A 16307-nucleotide genomic window follows, 5' to 3' on the forward strand; every position below is an offset into this window, starting at 1 on the left:
GCGTAGAATTGTTCTTGGAAGAGCTCCAGCCCATTCCAGAATCCATCACCTCGGAGAAGAAACATGGACGCAAAAACCGACGAAGGCGCGGGCAAATGCCCATTCACGGGCGGGCCCCGCGGGCACTCGAATCGTGACTGGTGGCCGGAGACGCTCGACGTTCAGGTGCTGCATCAGAACTCCAGCCTGTCCGACCCGATGGGCAAGGGCTTCGACTACGCCAAGGAATTCAAGACCCTCGATCTCAACGCCGTGATCAAGGACCTCACGGCCCTGATGACGACGTCGCAGGAATGGTGGCCGGCTGACTTCGGTCACTACGGCGGCCTGATGATCCGCATGGCCTGGCACTCGGCGGGCACCTACCGCATCACCGACGGCCGCGGCGGCGCCGGCGCCGGTCAGCAGCGGTTCGCTCCGCTCAACAGCTGGCCCGACAACGCCAACCTCGACAAGGCGCGCCGGCTGCTCTGGCCGATCAAGCAGAAATACGGCCGCAAGATCTCGTGGGCCGATTTGATGGTCCTCGCCGGCAACGTCGCGCTGGAATCGATGGGCTTCAAGACCTTCGGCTTCGCCGGCGGCCGCGCCGACGTGTGGGAGCCCGAGGAACTGTACTGGGGTCCGGAAGGCACCTGGCTCGGCGATGAGCGTTATAGCGGCGAGCGCCAGCTCTCCGAGCCGCTTGGCGCGGTGCAGATGGGCCTGATCTACGTCAACCCGGAAGGCCCGAACGGCAATCCGGACCCGGTTGCCGCGGCCAAGGACATCCGCGAGACGTTCTTCCGCATGGCGATGAACGACGAGGAGACGGTTGCGCTGATCGCCGGCGGCCACACCTTCGGCAAGACCCACGGTGCGGGCGATCCGTCGTTGATCGGTCCGGAACCGGAAGGTGGCGCGCTCGAGGAGCAAGGCCTCGGCTGGAAGAGCAAGTTCGGCACCGGCGTCGGCGCTGACGCGATCACCGGCGGCCCCGAGGTCACCTGGACCCAGACCCCGACCAAGTGGAGCAACCACTTCTTCGAAAACCTGTTCAAGTACGAATGGGAGCTGACGAAGAGTCCGGCGGGTGCGAAGCAGTGGAAGGCAAAGGGCGCGGACGCCGTCATTCCGGACGCGTTCGACCCGTCGAAGAAGCATGTCCCGACGATGCTGACCACCGACCTCTCGCTGCGCTACGATCCGGCCTATGAGAAGATCTCGCGCCGGTTCTATGAGCATCCGGATCAGTTCGCGGACGCCTTTGCCCGCGCCTGGTTCAAGCTCACCCACCGCGACATGGGTCCGATCGTGCGCTACCTCGGCCCGCTGGTGCCGAAGGAAACGCTGATCTGGCAGGATCCGGTTCCGGCGCTCGATCATGCCGTGATCGACGACAAGGATATCGAGGCGCTCAAGGCGAAGATAACAGCCTCGGGTCTGTCGGTGTCCGAACTGGTGTCGACCGCCTGGGCCTCCGCCTCCACGTTCCGCGGCTCCGACAAGCGCGGCGGTGCCAACGGCGCGCGCATCCGTCTCGCCCCGCAGAAGGACTGGGATGTCAACGAGCCGGCGCAGCTCAAGACTGTGCTGTCCAAGCTCGAAGCCATCCAGAAGGAGTTCGGCAAGAAGGTCTCGCTGGCCGATCTGATCGTGCTCGGCGGCGCCGCTGCGATCGAGAAGGCGGCGAAGGACGGCGGCACCAATGTGAAGGTCCCCTTCACGCCCGGCCGCACCGACGCGTCGCAGGATCAGACCGACGTCGAATCGTTCGCTCCGCTCGAGCCGCGGGCTGACGGCTTCCGCAACTATATCAGCGGCAAGCGTCAGTTCATGCTGCCCGAGGAGGCGTTGGTCGATCGTGCACACCTCTTGCGGCTGACCGGACCGGAATTGACGGTTCTGATCGGCGGCCTGCGCGTGCTCGGCGCCAACGCCAAGAAGTCGAAGCACGGCGTCTTCACCGGCAAGCCGGGGACGCTGACCAACGACTTCTTCCTCAACCTGCTCGACATGGGCACGGTGTGGAGCGATGCCGGCGAGGGCGTCTATGAGGGCCGCGACCGCAAGACCAAGGCGGTGAAGTGGACCGGCACCCGCGCCGACCTGATCTTCGGCTCGCACTCGCAGCTGCGCGCGTTCGCCGAGGTCTACGGCTCGTCGGATGCCAAGGAGCAGTTCGTGAAGGACTTCGTCGCGGCCTGGACCAAGGTGATGAACGCCGATCGCTTCGAGCTCGTGAAGTAAGCGGCCAGCAACGACAACATAGGCAGGGCGGCGCTTCGGCGCCGCCCTGTTTCATTTCAGGGACGAAAACGAAGGGTTTCGCGGTTTGGCTATCCCGCTCAGTCGTGCAGCTTCATGTCGCGAATCATCGCTGCGATCTCCGCCTGGGTCGGAGCCGCGAGCGGGACCTGCGGTCCGCTGCTCGTCGCATAGGGGACGTCGCACTGTGAGGCCCCGCGCGAGGGCTCGAAGATCGCGGTCAGGCTTGCCCAGCAGACCAGCAGCGCTACGATCCAGTCCAGTCCAGTACATTGGATGCAATCATTGCAGCACCAGTATCAGCATTGTCATGCCCTGATGCTGCAGCCGCCGCGGACATTGCGCAATTCGGAAGGTGCGAAACGTAACTTCGGCGCCGCCGAGACAAACGCCGACGCCGCGATGCTATTCGGTCCGCGCCCGGCGTCCTTCGATCGGATAGGCGGGATCGTTGAACCCGGGCGTCGAGGGATGGCCGGTGACGACGAGGCGATCGATCAGCGCCTCGTCCGCGGCGGTGAAGCGATAATCGAAGCGCGCGGATGTAATCGTCCCATTGCGCTTCGGTGCGCGGGCCGGCGATGACGGCGCTGACGAACGAGGAGTTCAGCACCCAGGACACTGCGAACTGCCCGGCGGTGATGCCGCGGCTCTCGGCGTGGTGCTTGATCTGCTGCGCGAGCTGCAGCGATTCCGGCCGCCACTCGGTCTGCATCATGCGCTTGTCGTTGCGCCCCGCGCGCGTGTCCGCGGGCGGCGCCGCATCGGGCGCGTATTTGCCGGTCAAGACGCCGCGCGCCAGCGGGCTGTAGGGCACGATGCCGAGGCCGTAATAGGCGCAGGCCGGAAAGTGCTCGACCTCCGGCATCCGGTTCATCGCGTTGTAATAGGGCTGGCTTGCGACCGGGCGGTCGATGCCGAGCCGGTCGCAGATGTTGCAGATCTCGGCGACGCGCCAGGCGCGGTAGTTGGAGACGCCGAAATAGCGCACCTTGCCGGCGCGGATCAGGTCGCCGATCGCGCGCACCGTCTCGTCGAGCGGCGTGGTGTGGTCTTCCTTGTGCAGGTAGTAGACGTCGATGTAGTCGGTGCCGAGCCGCTTCAGACTCTCGTCGGCGGCCTGGAGCACCCAGCGCCGCGACAGTCCGCCATGGTTGGGGTCGTCACCGATCGGATTGGCGAGTTTGGTCGCCAGCACCCAGTTCGACCTTCTGTTCGAGATCGCGCGTCCGACGACCTCCTCGGATTTGCCGCCATTATAGGCGTCGGCGCTGTCGATGAAGTTGATGCCGGCCTCGCGCGCCTTCGCCACGATCCGCGACGAGGTCGCCTCATCGGTCGGCCCGCCGAACATCATGGTGCCCAGGCAGATCGGCGAAACCTTCAGGCCGCTGCGGCCAAGCTGGCGATATTGCATCGATCGTTCCTCCTGATGTCATTCCGGGATGGTCCGAAGGACCGGACCCGGAATCTCGAGGTTCCGGGTTCGATGCTGCGCATCGCCCCGGAACGACGATGGTCAGCTCTCGTTCTTCAGAATCTTGAACACGCCGTTGGCCATCGCGATGCAGCGCTTGTCGACCGTCACCTCGGCCGTGATGAAGATCAGGCTGCGGGTCGAGCGCACCACGCGCGGGCGCGTCGTCAGGATCTCGCCGATCTTGCCGGCCTCGACGAAATGGGTGTCGAGCTGCACCGTCGCAAGCGTCGGCTTGCCCGAGACGAAACGCGCGGCCATGCCGCAGGCGCGGTCGGCGAAGGTCATGATGACGCCGCCCTGCACCAGGCCGCGGCGGTTGTGGTGCTTGTCCTCGGTGATCAATGCGAGCTCGAGCGCGCCGTCCTTCAGCCGTTCCCACAACGGGCCGATCAGCGTCAGGAAGCCCGTGGTGTCGGCGACCTTCCAGCCGTCGGATTTGAGCTTGTCCGCGACCTTGGCCGTCATGAGGTGAGGATCCGTTGCTTGCAAATGATTGATCGCAGGAGGATGCCGTTCAGGTCATTTCATCAAACGCTGTTGTGTTGTAGTCAAGATCAATGGCCCGCACATTTGACGAGTCCACCCGGCGGAATATCGCAGAGCTCTGCTCGGCGTTCGCGCGTCTCGCGCCGGCCGATGCCGCACCGACGCTGAAGCGCGCGGCGGTGGCGATCGCGCTGACCGAGAGCGATGACGGCAACGGCACGGCCTTCCTCTTGACCCGCCGTAGCGCGCGCCTGCGCGCCCACAGCGCGCAATGGGCGCTGCCGGGCGGGCGCTGCGATGCCGGCGAGACCCAGGCTGAAGCCGCGCTGCGCGAATTGCACGAGGAGCTTGGCATGGCGCTGTCCGACCGCGACGTGCTCGGCATGCTGGACGACTATCCGACCCGGTCCGGCTATCTGGTCACGCCGGTCGTGGTCTGGGCCGGCGCCAACGCGGCGATCGTGCCGAACCCGGATGAGGTCGCATCCGTCCACCGCATCGGCCTCGATGCGATCGAGCTAGAGGACGCCTTCAGCTTCGTCACGATCCCGGAGAGTTCGCGGCGCGTGATCCGCTTCCGTCTCGGCGGCCAGCACATCCATGCGCCGACCGCCGCGCTGATCTATCAATTCCGCGAGGTGCTGGCCGGCCGCAACACCCGCGTCGCCGATCTCGAGCAGCCGGTGTTCGCATGGAAGTGAGTGGAGGAAGCTACTGTGGTGCCGCTTGTGGCGGCGCGGCTTCGTTACTTTCGGTGGTGCGGCAGGATGCGCCGCGACCGCGGGTTCCGGATTGGGTGCCCGCGACACATTCTCGTAACAGGTGAGACGTGAACGGGTATCCGGAAACGATCCGCAATCCGGACGTTCGGCGCGCGCCGGCGCCATCAGCGTCAGCGCGCCTGCGGCGGCGAGCCAGAGTGCCTTCCTCATCGCGATCTCCACTGCTTTCCTCGGAGAACACCGCATTATGGCGAAAATTCTGGATTTGGTCGCGGCATCCCGCCGCCTTCGATCCGGACAATTCCGGGCTGACTTCACGGCCGCGCTTGCTACAAGGAGGCGATGCGCTCGCAATTGATTCGCCTCTCGTCAGGATTTGTCGCGCTCGCGCTGGTCGCTAGCGCGCCGTCTGTGTTGGCCGGCGAGGCCGCTGCGTTGCCGCCTTCCGTCGCCAATGCGATGGCGCAGGCCTCGCCGCAGGCGATCATGGAATATCGCCGCAAGCTGCAGGAATACCAAGAGGCGCGCGCCGCCTTCGAGCAGGACGCGACCGCCTATTGGAATGCGATCGCCGACAAGCGGCGCGGCCGCAATGCCAAGCGCCGCGACCGCGCGCAGATCGCGCTGGACGATTACGTGCTGCAGCAGCCGCCGGTCTATGAGGGCCCGAAGCGGCCGGTCAACCCGGCTCCGGAAGAGGAGGAGGGCGGCAAGCGTCCGCCCAAAACCATACCGGTGGTCTCGGATTTGCTCAGGGCGGCGGCCGAGCAATTCCAGTTTACGCCGCAGCGGCCGGCCAAAGAGCTCGAGTTCAAGCGCGCCTATGCCCGCTACGCACGCGCGGCGGGGCTGACGCCGGAGCAGGCGGTGCGGGTCTATTCGTTCGAGACCGGCGGCACCGGCAATTACGACGTGCAGGCGGGCATCGAGCATGGCGGCAAGCGCGCCATTTCCACCGCGATGGGCTACAACCAGCTGCTCACCACCAATACCATAGAGCTATTGGCCGAGCAGGGGCATGAATTCGTGCGGGACCTCTCCGAGCGGGTGGCGGCGACGCAGGGGCCGGCGCGCAAGGCCATGGAGCACAAGCTCGCGGTGCTGAAGAAGATGGTCGCGTTCAGTCGCACCGTGCCGGACGACTGGTCGGCACATCAACGGCTCGCCGACACCGCGCAGGGCTGGGCCTGTCACGCCATGGTGCTCGACATCGATGTCGGCCCGATGCTGCAGACCCACAAGCTGCTGACCTCGGTGATCTTCGCCCGCAACAAGGGCTACACAAGGCCGCTGACCGCAGCCGAGCTCGAGATGATGAACCTGACCGGCGACGGCACCGGGCTCGACATGGTGACCATGCCTCAGGCGATGCGCGAGCAGGTGCCGACCTCGAACTTCTTCCAGCGCTCGGGCTACGAGCGCAACCCGGTCGCGATCCGCCACAACACCGTGGCCCGGCTGCTCGCCGTCACCAACGAGCGGATGGACTTCAACAGCAACAAGCCTGGCGCCCGGGAATTGGCCGCGGCGTTCTGACGTCTGCCGAAAAACGCTAGCCCGTCTTATTCGTCAGAGTGCGCCTGAGAGGCTGGCGAGCGTGGTGTAAAGCGCTGATGCGGCGTAGGATTCGGTTGCAAAGCCAACCCCATCACCTCAACCGCGAACGCCAGGCCCGCCATGACCGATGATACGATTCTGCCCTTCTCGTTTCCAGCCGTTCACGCCAAGAAAGTCACAGCTGCCTTCGATGGCGGTCGGCTGACCTCGAACGGGGGCGTGATGCTTCTGGCGATGGCCGAGCGGCGTCTCGGCTTGGCCGACAATTTGGCCCGGGTGTTCCCGGATCGGCGCGATCCGACGCGGGTCGTGCACAGCCTTGTCGATATGTTCCGCGCGCGCATGTTCGCGATCTGCTGCGGCTACGAGGACGCCGACGACCTCGATCATCTGCGGTCCGATCCCGCATTCAAGCTGGCCTGCGGACGGCTGCCGGACACGGGTCGCGATCTGTGTTCCCAACCGACGCTGTCGCGGCTGGAGAATGCTCCGCGCCTGCGCGACGTGATCCGACTGACCTACACTTTGGTCGACGCATGGATGGATAGCTACCCGCGCGAGCCGGCATCCGTCACGCTCGACATCGATGATACCTGCGATGTCGTCCACGGCCATCAGCAGCTCTCGCTGTTCAACGCTCATTATGACGAACGCTGCTTCCTGCCGATCCACGTCTACGACACGGAGAAGAGCCGGCCCGTGGCGGTCGTGCTGCGGCCCGGCAAGACGCCGGGCGGCGTCGAGGTGCGTGCCCATCTGCGCCGCCTGATACGGCATATCCGGACGCGGTGGCACAACACGCGAATCACGTTCCGTGGCGACGGGCACTATGCCCGGCCGGAGGCCATGGCGTGGTGCGAGACCAACGGCATCGACTACATCTTCGGTCTGTCCGGCACCAAGCCGCTCGCCAGAAAACTCGACGAGGCCGCCGACGACATCCGCACGCGACGCGCCATCGAGAACCTGCCGGTTCTGCGTGGCTATACCGAGACGCGCCACAAGGCCAAGTCCTGGGATCGCGAACGGCGTACCGTCGCCCGTATTGAGGCGACGATGCTCGGCCTCGACATCCGTTTCGTCGTCACCAGCCTCGATGTCGGCTCGGCCGAGTGGATCTACGACAGCCTGTATTGCGCGCGCGGCCAAGCCGAGAATCTGATCAAGCTGCATAAGACACAGCTCGCCTCCGATCGCACCAGCTGCCGTTCGGCGCTCGCCAATCAAGTCCGCCTCGTTCTCCACACCGCCGCTTATTGGCTGATGCTGACCGTGCGCGACGCGATTCCCAAAGCCCGGGAATTGGCCACAGCCGAGTTCGCGACGCTGCGTCTTCGTCTCTTGAAACTCGCTGCCCGTGTCGTCGAGACCACGAGCCGCATTCGCCTTGCGTTTGCCGCGGCATGTCCCGAAGCCGACCTGATCCGCGGCTTGCCAGGCGCGCTGCTGCCTCTCGGTCCTTGACCGGCGGGGCGTCCGCCCCCCGTTCGCCCAACCTACACCTCAAGCGCGTTGCAAAGTACGGGTCGGTCAGGCGGTGAAAAGCCGAAGGCAATCCCGCGCGCCTCGTCAGAGCAGATGTGCGGCCACATCAATCGGACTAAAAAACGCACTCTCACGAATAGGACGGGCTAGAGCTTCGGTTCTAATTCAATCAGAACCGAAGCTCTAGACTCTTGTTTTGACGCGTTTTCTTCACGCGAACCGGTGTCCACTTCGCTCGAAAACGCTCTAGTTCGAGCCGAACATGAACTTGCCGTCGCCCTCGAGATAGGGCCCGGAGCGCATGTAGAGCTGGCCGTTGTGGCCGATGAAGAACAGCGTCCCCCTCGGCACCTTCTTGGCGCCCTTCAGCAGCGTGCCGGCATTGCTGGTGCCCATCTTGTAGGCCCAGGTCTTGCCCTCCTTGTCATAGGCGTAGCCCATGTCCGGCTTCAGCTCCCAGGGCGCAGCCTCCTGCGCGAAGGCGCAGGTCGTCAGCGCGGCAAACGCCGCAGTCGCAACAAAGGTCTTGGTCAAAAAATGCGTCATGATCCACCTCCGGCCGAGAAAAACGGCGTCGTCCCCACGGTTCTGAACAAATCACGAACGCCATTCGTGCGTCAATACGACAATCGGCGCGACCGCTTACGTCTGTCAGCGACTTTGTGATTTCCCGCATCGAGCTTGACGACTATCTTCGCGTTACCGTTTACAAACGCCTCGATTGCCAGAAACACGACCTTGGGGATGGATCAGGATGAACCACGTCATGAAGATCGGTATCGGTGTCGCGCTGTCGTTCATGACGCTGGCGTCAGCCGCGCAGGCCGACGAATTCAAGCTCTCCAACAACCAGCGCATCTCCTGCAGCCGCGGCCTGTCCGCCGGCAAGCTCAACACCGCGACCTGCAAGTCCTACGCCTATCTGTTCAACGCCAAGACCTCGGAATACTTCCGCTGCCAGGTTTCGCTGGCGCTGACGCGGGACAACAAGGAGGTCATCAACGTCCAGGCCGATGGCGGCTGCACCAAGAAGCCGCGCATCTTCGAGACCGACGGCAACTACACCTTCGACGCCACCGAGACCGAGCCGCCGAACACCAATTCGTTCTTCGGTACGGGCGGCTACGCGATCTGGGCGAGCGACGGCAACACCCAGAAGATCCGCGGCTGCATCACCATCTCGTCCGGCCTCGGGTCCGACATCTCGAAATGCCTCGACATGACGTTCCAATGACGGCTGTGCTGATAGCGTGATGCGCAAGCTGCGCCCAGCCCCGCTCTGCCGCTCCTGGCTGTTTCTCGAAGGCGCCAATGAGGCGGTTCTGCAGCACGCGGCCGCCAGCGGCGCCGACGTGCTGATTCACGAGCTCGAGGACTTCACCCCGCCGCCGCTGCGCCCGAAGGCGCGGCGGCTTTCGGCCGAGCTCTATGCGACCTGGCGCGACCAGGGCGTCGTCGTCGCGGTCCGCGTCAATCCGCTGGACCAGGACGGCATGGATGATCTTGCCGCGGTGATGCAGGGACGTCCGGATATCGTTGCATTGCCGAAGGTCGCCGAGCCGCACCATGTCGTCAGGCTTGACGAGGCGGTGACGCGGTTCGAGCGCGACTATGGCATCGCCGAGGGATCGACGTCCCTGTTGCCGAATATCGAGTTCGCGCGCGGTCTGGTGCAGACGGGCGCGATTGCGGCGGGGAGTCGCCGCATCATTGGTTGCCTGATGGCCTCCGAAGATCTCGCCGCCGATCTTGGTGCCGAGCGCGGCAGCGATGGCCTGGAGCTCGCCTATGCGCGGCAGCGCTTCATCGTCGAATGTCGCGCGGCTGGCGTCGTCGCGGTCGATTGTCCCTACACCTGGAGCGACGCTGAAGGCGTCGCGCGCGACACGGCCTGGGCGCGACGGCTGGGCTACACCGCCAAGAGCCTGGTCGATCCCGCACATGCGACAATCGTCAACGGCGTCCTCACGCCGAGCGAGGACGAGCTGCGCCATGCAGGCAGGATCGTCGCGGCGTTCGAGGCGGCGCGGACACAGGGCCTTGGACGCGTCGAGCTCGACGGCTCGCTGCTCGAGGTCCCGACCTATTCGAACGCAAAGCGCCTGATCGCGCGCGGCGAGGCGCTGCGCGCGATCGATCGCAATGCTCAAGCCTGACCAGAGGCCGCGCCTCAGGATACGACCGGCTCTTTCTCCGAGAAGTGCATGCGTGAGCGCGCGAACTTCTTGACGCCCATCGGCTTGCCGAACAGGTAACCCTGGACCTGATCGAAATCCATCTCATGCGCGGCGAGGAAATCCGCGCGCGTCTCGACGCCTTGGGCTACGACCTGCGCGCCGCTGTCATGCGCGAGCTCAATGACCCGCCGGCACACCGTCTGCTTCAGGCGCTGGTCCGCGCAGCCGGTGACGAATTGATGGTCGACCTTGAGCTGGACGAACGGGAAGTTCGGCAGTCCAAGCAAGGACGGCCAGTTGGCGCCGACATTGTCGATCGAGATGCCGATATTGTGCAACCGTACGCGCCTCGCGACATCGATCGCAAGGTCGAGATTGTCGACCACCTCGGTGCTGTCGATCTCGATCAGCAGGCCGGCGAAGGCCGCATGATCCGGCATGCGGTAACAGAGCTCGCGTACCGCATCGTCGTCGGCGAGAAACGAGATCGGCAGGTTGATCGAGAGATCGACCGGCCCGATCTGCTCGAGGAGATAGCGCCAGTCCTCGATCGCGCGCGCGATCACGAATTCGGACAGCGCATGAAAATGCGGATCGCTCTCATCGGGGATGAAGTAGGCCGGCGGCACCACGCCCCAGGCGGGATGGCGCATCCGGATCAGCGCTTCGGCGCCGCTCGGAACCAGCGTGCGGAGATGAATTTTCTGCTGATACCACAGCTCGAGCCAGCCGGCCTTCAGCGCTTCGGGCACATCCACCGCCGGGCTCGGCGCGGGTTCGAGCGGCAGCAGCGACGCAAGACTGTCACGCAGGGTTCCCGCGCTGAACGGCGTCGACAGTGCCGGCAGCATGACGATGCCGTATTCATCGCCGATCTGCCGGACCGCCTTGACGATGATCGAGTCCGGCTGGCCGATGACGAGGACCTTGCCGCCGTAGTCCTTTCTCACCAAAGTCTCGAGAATTTTACTGACTTCGATGCCGTCAACGGACACGCCGAGCACCAGAAGATCGGGCCGTTCCGCGTCCAGGACGGTTTCGAGTTCCAAAGCCTGGCTGCATTCACTGGTGATGAAGCCGAGGTCTTCCAGCGCCTCCGCGAGGAAGGTCCGAAGGTGTTTTTTGCTGTCCGCAATGCATGCGCGTGGGGTCAGCTTGCGATGTCCGAACCATCCGGCTCGCGCGTGTCCGATGTGACTGATGTGGTTCATGCCCCGCCTTATCCGTAATTACCCCGGCCTGACTCGTACATCCAAGAGCGGCGGCAATCATGGAAATTTCTGGCTCATACATTGATTGCGCCGCTAACCTTAAAGGATTCAATTCGAATCAAATGACGCGGGAATCGGCGCGTTTCACCGCTGTCGCGCGCGCAACAAATGCGTCATCTGACGTTCATGAGCGCGATCGCGCCGGCTTTTGACGTCGGCAGAAACATTGCGCGCGTGTTTCATCGAGAGACGGCGTTAAGGACTGTGGTGTCGCTTCGATGCAGATATGAATCTGCGTCATTGTTGGACATCAGATCGCGTCACGCGGCACGATGCGTTGATTCGCTGCCGAGCGCCGACCGTGAATCGGATCATCCGTTCTGCGGTGCCAATGCAGTCGTGCGTGACGTCGTCGTTGCGGTGCGCAATGTCTCCGGCATCAACGCGCAGTAGCCGATCAGCCCGGCACAAGCGACGGCTGCAAGGAACAGGAATGCGGCGCTGTAACCGGCGTGGACGATGATGAATCCGGCGACCGCCGTGCTCAGCGCGCCGCCGAGGCCGGTTGCGGTGGCGATCGCGCCCTGACTGATGTTGAAATGCCCGGTACCGTGTGTGAGATCGGCAACCACGAGCGGGAACAGCGCGCCGAAGATGCCGGCGCCGACGCCGTCGAGCAATTGCACCGAGACCAGCCAGTATGGGTTGTCCGACAACGGATAGAGCGCGCCGCGAACAGCCAGCACCGCGAGCGCCGCAGCGAAGATCGGCTTGCGGCCCCAGACATCAGCCTTGCGTCCGACCAGCATCGCAACCGGGACCATCACCATCTGCGCCGCGATGATGCAGACCGACATCAGCGAGGTCCCGAGGTTGCGGTTGACCAATGCGAGCTTCTGGCCGACCAGCGGTAGCATCGCCGCGTTGGCAAAGTGAAAGATCACGGTGGAGACCGCGAAGATCAAAAGCGGCTTGCAGGTCAGCAGCACGCGAAAGCCGGATGGCTGGTCCTGCGCCATGCCATGCTGCTCCGCGACATCGTCGAGCCCGCGCGCGACCTGGTGGTCGATGGCGGCGGCCGGGATCGACAGCGTTGCGGCGATGCTAGCGAGCGCCATCGCCGCCAGCAGCCAGAACACGACGATCGGTCCGAACCAGTAGGCGGTGCCGCCGGCGATCGCCGCGGCCACCGCGTTGCCGGCGTGATTGAACGCCTCGTTGCGCCCGGTCCGCGCCGCGAATGCCTTGGGTCCGACAATGCCGAGCGTCACCGCGGCGATCGCCGGCGCGAACACCGAACCGGCGGCGGCCGCGAGCGCCTGGGTCGCGGCGACCAATTCGAACCGGTCGAGCAGCGGCAGCAGCAGGCACGCGGCGGTCACGGCAATCGCAGCCGCGATCATCAGGGCGCGCTTGGCGCGGCTGCGGTCGATCAGGGCACCGGCCGGGGTCTGGGCGACGATCCCGGCAATCGCCGCGATCGACATCACTGACCCGATCGAGGCCTCGTCCCATTTCCGTTCGGTCAGCAGGTAGATCGCCAGATAAGGGCCGAGCCCGTCCCGCACGTCGGCGAGGAAGAAGTTCAACGCATCAAGCGCTCGCGTGGCGGTCGTCCGGGACGGCTGCAAGTCATACCTCGCCGCGGGATTGCGCATCTCAACCCGCTCGCATGCGCAGAGTTCCCGTCGTGGCGAGCGGTGCTGCCATACGGGATCCCTGTTTGGATGGGTTGACCCAGTGGGGGTGTGCGGCCAATTTCCGGCTGAGCCTAAGGGGAGAATAGGGCTCAGCGTAATCCGGGGAGGCCGGCCCCCGGATTTCGCTGGCGCTTCATCCGGGCTTCTGTAACGGGCCTTTGTAAGTCAATCCCTTTTTGCGTGATCCACTCGCCGGGCACTTGCTTCTGTACGGGATCGGCGCGAAGGCCGTCGCCTGATGGGGTGCATTGAGGAGCCGGCCGGCCAATCTACGGAAGCGTGGTTGTGAGCCACTTCCCGGATGGCGGCCTGACCGGATCCATCGTCCCGGCGCAGGGACCTCGCTCAGGGAGAGCCTGGTGTCGTGGCCCGCCCAGAACCGATTGCTGCTCCTTGCTTAGGTTGCCGAGGCCTTGGCCATCGGGTTGAACGGTTTGGCGTCGGCGAGCATGCGATGCAGAACGACGGCGAGCTTGCGTGCGAGCGCCACCTTGGCCTTGCGCAGGCCTGCGCGCCGGGCGATCCGCATCGCCCAGCCTTTCAGCGCCGAGCAGTTCCTGACCGGCTTGGTCAGCATGACGTGAGCCGCTTGATAGAGCGCCTCGCGCACGGAGGCATCGCCGATCTTGCTGATGCGGCCGGTATAGTCGGTTTCGCCCGATTGGTACTTCTTCGGGGTGAGGCCAAAATGCGCTCCCGTCGCCTTCGAGGACCGGAAGCGCTTCGGGTCGTCGACCGCCGAGGCGTAGGTAAGCGCCACGATCGGGCCGACGGACGGTGTCGTCATCAGGAGGCGGGCTTGAGGGTGCGACCTGGCGAGCTTTTGGGTGTGCTTATCCAGGCCATTGAACTCGCGCCGCAGCACGGCGTGGGCTTCGAGCAGCGCCTGTGCCACGATCTCAAGTCCGGGATGGCCCGCTACGAGCTCCCGGATGCGTTCGGCGAACGTGCGCTCGGTGGTCGTGCCGACCTTCAGACCGAAGCCGCGGAGCACGCCGCGCAGGCTGTTCTCGATGTCGCGCAGCTTGGACTGCAGCAGCTTGCGTGCCGTCAGAACCGCCCGCGTCTCTTGCGCTTCGATCGACTTGCAGTGCACCGGCCGGAACCAGCCCAGCCGCATCAGTTGCGCGATCCCGCGGGCATCGTTGCGGTCCGACTTCACCGGCATCGCCTTGAAGGCATCGCGGACGTGCCGCGTCTCCAACAGTTCGACTGCCAGGCCCGCATCCCGCATCGCTGCGTAGAGCCATTGCGACAGCGGACCAGCCTCCAGCCCGATCCGTTCCAGCACCAACCCCAGCGACCGCAACCAGGTGATCAAGGCCTCCGGCTCACTCGCAACCCTCGCCTCGCGCAAAATCTTACCTGTCCCATCGACAAGGCAGACGCTCGAGCATTCCAAAGACACGTCGATTCCTGCATAGTGGTACATGGTCGTCCCTTAATGATGCTTGGAGCGGGCTTGCCCGACTCCGTTTATTGACACCATCAGTTTGAGGGACGACCGCCTTCCAACCAACAGGCCGCTCGCGAGCGCGCTTCCAAATCGCGCCGTAGCGAGCGGGCGGCCGGCCCGTTACCCCATCTACGGGCCTTATTCGGGCGACAAGAACAACAACGGAGAACAAACGATGGATTTGCTCAAGGGCAAGGTTGCGATGGTGGTTGGCGCGGGCTCGATCGGGCCCGGCTGGGGCAATGGCAAGGCGACCGCCGTGACCTTTGCGCGCGAGGGCGCGAGCGTGTTCTGCGTCGATCGCAACGGCGCCGCGGCCGAGGAGAGGGTCAAGATCATCACGGAGGAGGGCGGCAAGGCTGTCGCATTCACCGCCGACGTGTCGCGCGCTGCCGAGGTCGAAGTGATGGTCGCGGCCTGCCTGAAGGCCTATGGCCGCATCGACGTGCTCGACAACAATGTCGGCATCGCCGAGGTCGGCAGCGTGGTCGAGGTGGCGGAGGCCGATTGGGACCGCGTGTTCGCGGTCAACCTGAAGAGCGCCTATCTGTCGATGAAGCACGTCATTCCCGTCATGATCAAGCAGGGTGGCGGCTCGATCATAAACATCTCGTCGATCGCCTCGATCCGCCATGTCGGCATTTCCTATGTCAGCTACAACGCGAGCAAGGCCGCGATGAACCAGATGACGCGCTCGACCGCAGTCGAGTTCGCCTCCAAGCATGTCCGCGTCAACGCGATCCTGCCCGGGCTGATGAAGACGCCGATGGTCGCGCATTCGGCGGGGCTGGCGCAGAGCTACGCCAAGGGCGATGTCGAGGCGATGTGGCGCGCCCGCGACGCACAGGTGCCGATGGGGCACATGGGCGACGCCTGGGACGTCGCCAATGCCGCGCTGTTCCTGGCGTCGGACGAATCGAAATATGTCGCCGGCATCGAGCTCGTGGTCGACGGCGGCATCACCTCCAAGTCGGGCGCGTGAAGTCGGGTGCGTGAAGGAGGTTACTGCGCCAGCGCCAGGATGCCGCCGGCGAATGAATGCCAGGCGGCCGAGGTGCTGATCGGCCAGTTCAACAGCTTCACCGCGACCAGCGCCAATCCGCCATAGATGTAGACCGGGTGCGGACGGCCGCGGGTGCGCCAGTCGAACACGATCGCGACGACCAGCAGCAGATAGGCGACGAATGCCGGTGCGATCGTGACCGGGACCGGCGGTGGCCCCGGCGGGCCTGCTGGTGCGAGGAAGGTCAGGAACCAGCGTGCAACCGCCGCGTCGAGGATCGAAATGGCTGCGAGCAGCATCAGCCGCTTGTGCGCTTCGCGGTCGCGGACATAAATGATCGCGAGCGCGAAGACGACGGCAAAGAACACGATGCCGCTGAACGGAACGATCGAAAAGGCGATGCCTTCGTTGATCTGCCCGATCGCGGCCGACCGTTTCATGACGCTGATCGAGGCCATCAGGCCCAGCATCGTCATGGCGGTCGCAAGCGACACGCCGATCATGCCGACCCGGCGATGCCGCACGATCCGCCCCGAAGCCGCAAGCCAGCTCTGGAATACGAAATAGAGTGTCCAGGCGAAGAACAGCAGACCATGCAAATGCACGACAGGGGGCGCTGCCAGCGAGCCCCGCGCCATCGGCACCCAGTAGGTCGGGGCAAAGCCGAGCAGGGCGACCGCCATGCACGACAACGCCATATAGAAATAGAAGAACTGCGCTTCGATCTTCGCCGAGGCGCGTTGTGAATTGCGATCGATGAGGATTGTCATGATGTTGGGTCTG

Annotated in this window: 13 protein-coding genes and 1 pseudogene; 7 read left to right on the plus strand and 7 right to left on the minus strand. The window is 64.6% G+C overall.

Annotated features, from left to right (window positions below):
* Nucleotides 1-63: 63 nt before the first annotated feature.
* Nucleotides 64-2229, plus strand: a complete 2166-nt coding sequence (katG, locus tag HAP54_RS17735; RefSeq protein WP_166302201.1) for a catalase/peroxidase HPI — start codon at nt 64-66, stop codon at nt 2227-2229.
* A gap of 423 nt (nt 2230-2652) precedes the next feature.
* Here katG and HAP54_RS17740 read toward each other — a convergent pair.
* Both HAP54_RS17740 and HAP54_RS17745 read right to left on the minus strand, forming a co-directional pair.
* Nucleotides 2653-3664: pseudogene (locus HAP54_RS17740) on the minus strand (aldo/keto reductase).
* Between the two features lie 102 nt (nt 3665-3766).
* The gene (locus HAP54_RS17745; RefSeq protein WP_029077682.1) at nt 3767-4192 is read right to left on the minus strand and encodes a PaaI family thioesterase; all 426 of its coding nucleotides are present in this window, start codon (nt 4190-4192) and stop codon (nt 3767-3769) included.
* A gap of 92 nt (nt 4193-4284) precedes the next feature.
* On the opposite strand from HAP54_RS17745, the gene HAP54_RS17750 reads away from it, so the two are divergent.
* The 3 genes from HAP54_RS17750 (at nt 4285) to HAP54_RS17760 (ending at nt 7956) form a co-directional block, all read left to right on the plus strand.
* Nucleotides 4285-4914 (plus strand): NUDIX hydrolase, encoded by a 630-nt coding sequence (locus HAP54_RS17750; RefSeq protein WP_166302203.1) that lies wholly within the window; start codon nt 4285-4287, stop codon nt 4912-4914.
* A gap of 363 nt (nt 4915-5277) precedes the next feature.
* Nucleotides 5278-6471 (plus strand): hypothetical protein, encoded by a 1194-nt coding sequence (locus HAP54_RS17755; protein WP_166302205.1) that lies wholly within the window; start codon nt 5278-5280, stop codon nt 6469-6471.
* Nucleotides 6472-6612: 141 nt separating this feature from the next.
* On the plus strand, nt 6613-7956 hold the full coding sequence (locus HAP54_RS17760) for an IS1380-like element ISBdi2 family transposase (protein WP_166204320.1): 1344 nt from the start codon (nt 6613-6615) through the stop codon (nt 7954-7956).
* Between the two features lie 267 nt (nt 7957-8223).
* On the opposite strand, the gene HAP54_RS17765 is transcribed toward HAP54_RS17760, so the two are convergent.
* Nucleotides 8224-8523 carry a hypothetical protein gene (locus tag HAP54_RS17765; RefSeq protein ID WP_166302207.1) on the minus strand — a complete coding sequence of 100 codons (300 nt, stop codon included), beginning with the start codon at nt 8521-8523 and terminating at the stop codon, nt 8224-8226.
* A 208-nt stretch (nt 8524-8731) separates the two neighbouring features.
* Here HAP54_RS17765 and HAP54_RS17770 point away from each other — a divergent pair, with 208 nt between their 5' ends.
* The gene (locus HAP54_RS17770; protein ID WP_166302209.1) at nt 8732-9211 is read left to right on the plus strand and encodes a hypothetical protein; all 480 of its coding nucleotides are present in this window, start codon (nt 8732-8734) and stop codon (nt 9209-9211) included.
* Between the two features lie 19 nt (nt 9212-9230).
* Nucleotides 9231-10133, plus strand: a complete 903-nt coding sequence (locus HAP54_RS17775; RefSeq protein WP_175619441.1) for an HpcH/HpaI aldolase/citrate lyase family protein — start codon at nt 9231-9233, stop codon at nt 10131-10133.
* Between the two features lie 14 nt (nt 10134-10147).
* Here HAP54_RS17775 and HAP54_RS17780 read toward each other — a convergent pair whose 3' ends face one another.
* From HAP54_RS17780 to HAP54_RS17790, 3 genes are all read right to left on the minus strand, one after another.
* Nucleotides 10148-11365 carry an EAL domain-containing response regulator gene (locus tag HAP54_RS17780; RefSeq protein ID WP_166302213.1) on the minus strand — a complete coding sequence of 406 codons (1218 nt, stop codon included), beginning with the start codon at nt 11363-11365 and terminating at the stop codon, nt 10148-10150.
* Between the two features lie 371 nt (nt 11366-11736).
* Complete coding sequence (locus HAP54_RS17785) at nt 11737-12996, minus strand: MFS transporter (protein ID WP_224741887.1); 1260 nt, start codon at nt 12994-12996, stop codon at nt 11737-11739.
* 466 nt (nt 12997-13462) lie between these two features.
* On the minus strand, nt 13463-14497 hold the full coding sequence (locus HAP54_RS17790) for an IS110 family transposase (RefSeq protein ID WP_166294930.1): 1035 nt from the start codon (nt 14495-14497) through the stop codon (nt 13463-13465).
* A 199-nt stretch (nt 14498-14696) separates the two neighbouring features.
* On the opposite strand from HAP54_RS17790, the gene HAP54_RS17795 reads away from it, so the two are divergent.
* Nucleotides 14697-15503 (plus strand): SDR family NAD(P)-dependent oxidoreductase, encoded by an 807-nt coding sequence (locus HAP54_RS17795; RefSeq protein ID WP_166302218.1) that lies wholly within the window; start codon nt 14697-14699, stop codon nt 15501-15503.
* A gap of 20 nt (nt 15504-15523) precedes the next feature.
* Here HAP54_RS17795 and HAP54_RS17800 read toward each other — a convergent pair whose 3' ends face one another.
* Nucleotides 15524-16294 carry a hypothetical protein gene (locus tag HAP54_RS17800; protein WP_166302221.1) on the minus strand — a complete coding sequence of 257 codons (771 nt, stop codon included), beginning with the start codon at nt 16292-16294 and terminating at the stop codon, nt 15524-15526.
* Between the last annotated feature and the right edge of the window lie 13 nt (nt 16295-16307).

It is taken from the genome of Bradyrhizobium sp. 2S1, from assembly GCF_011516625.5.
GTDB lineage: Bacteria > Pseudomonadota > Alphaproteobacteria > Rhizobiales > Xanthobacteraceae > Bradyrhizobium > Bradyrhizobium septentrionale.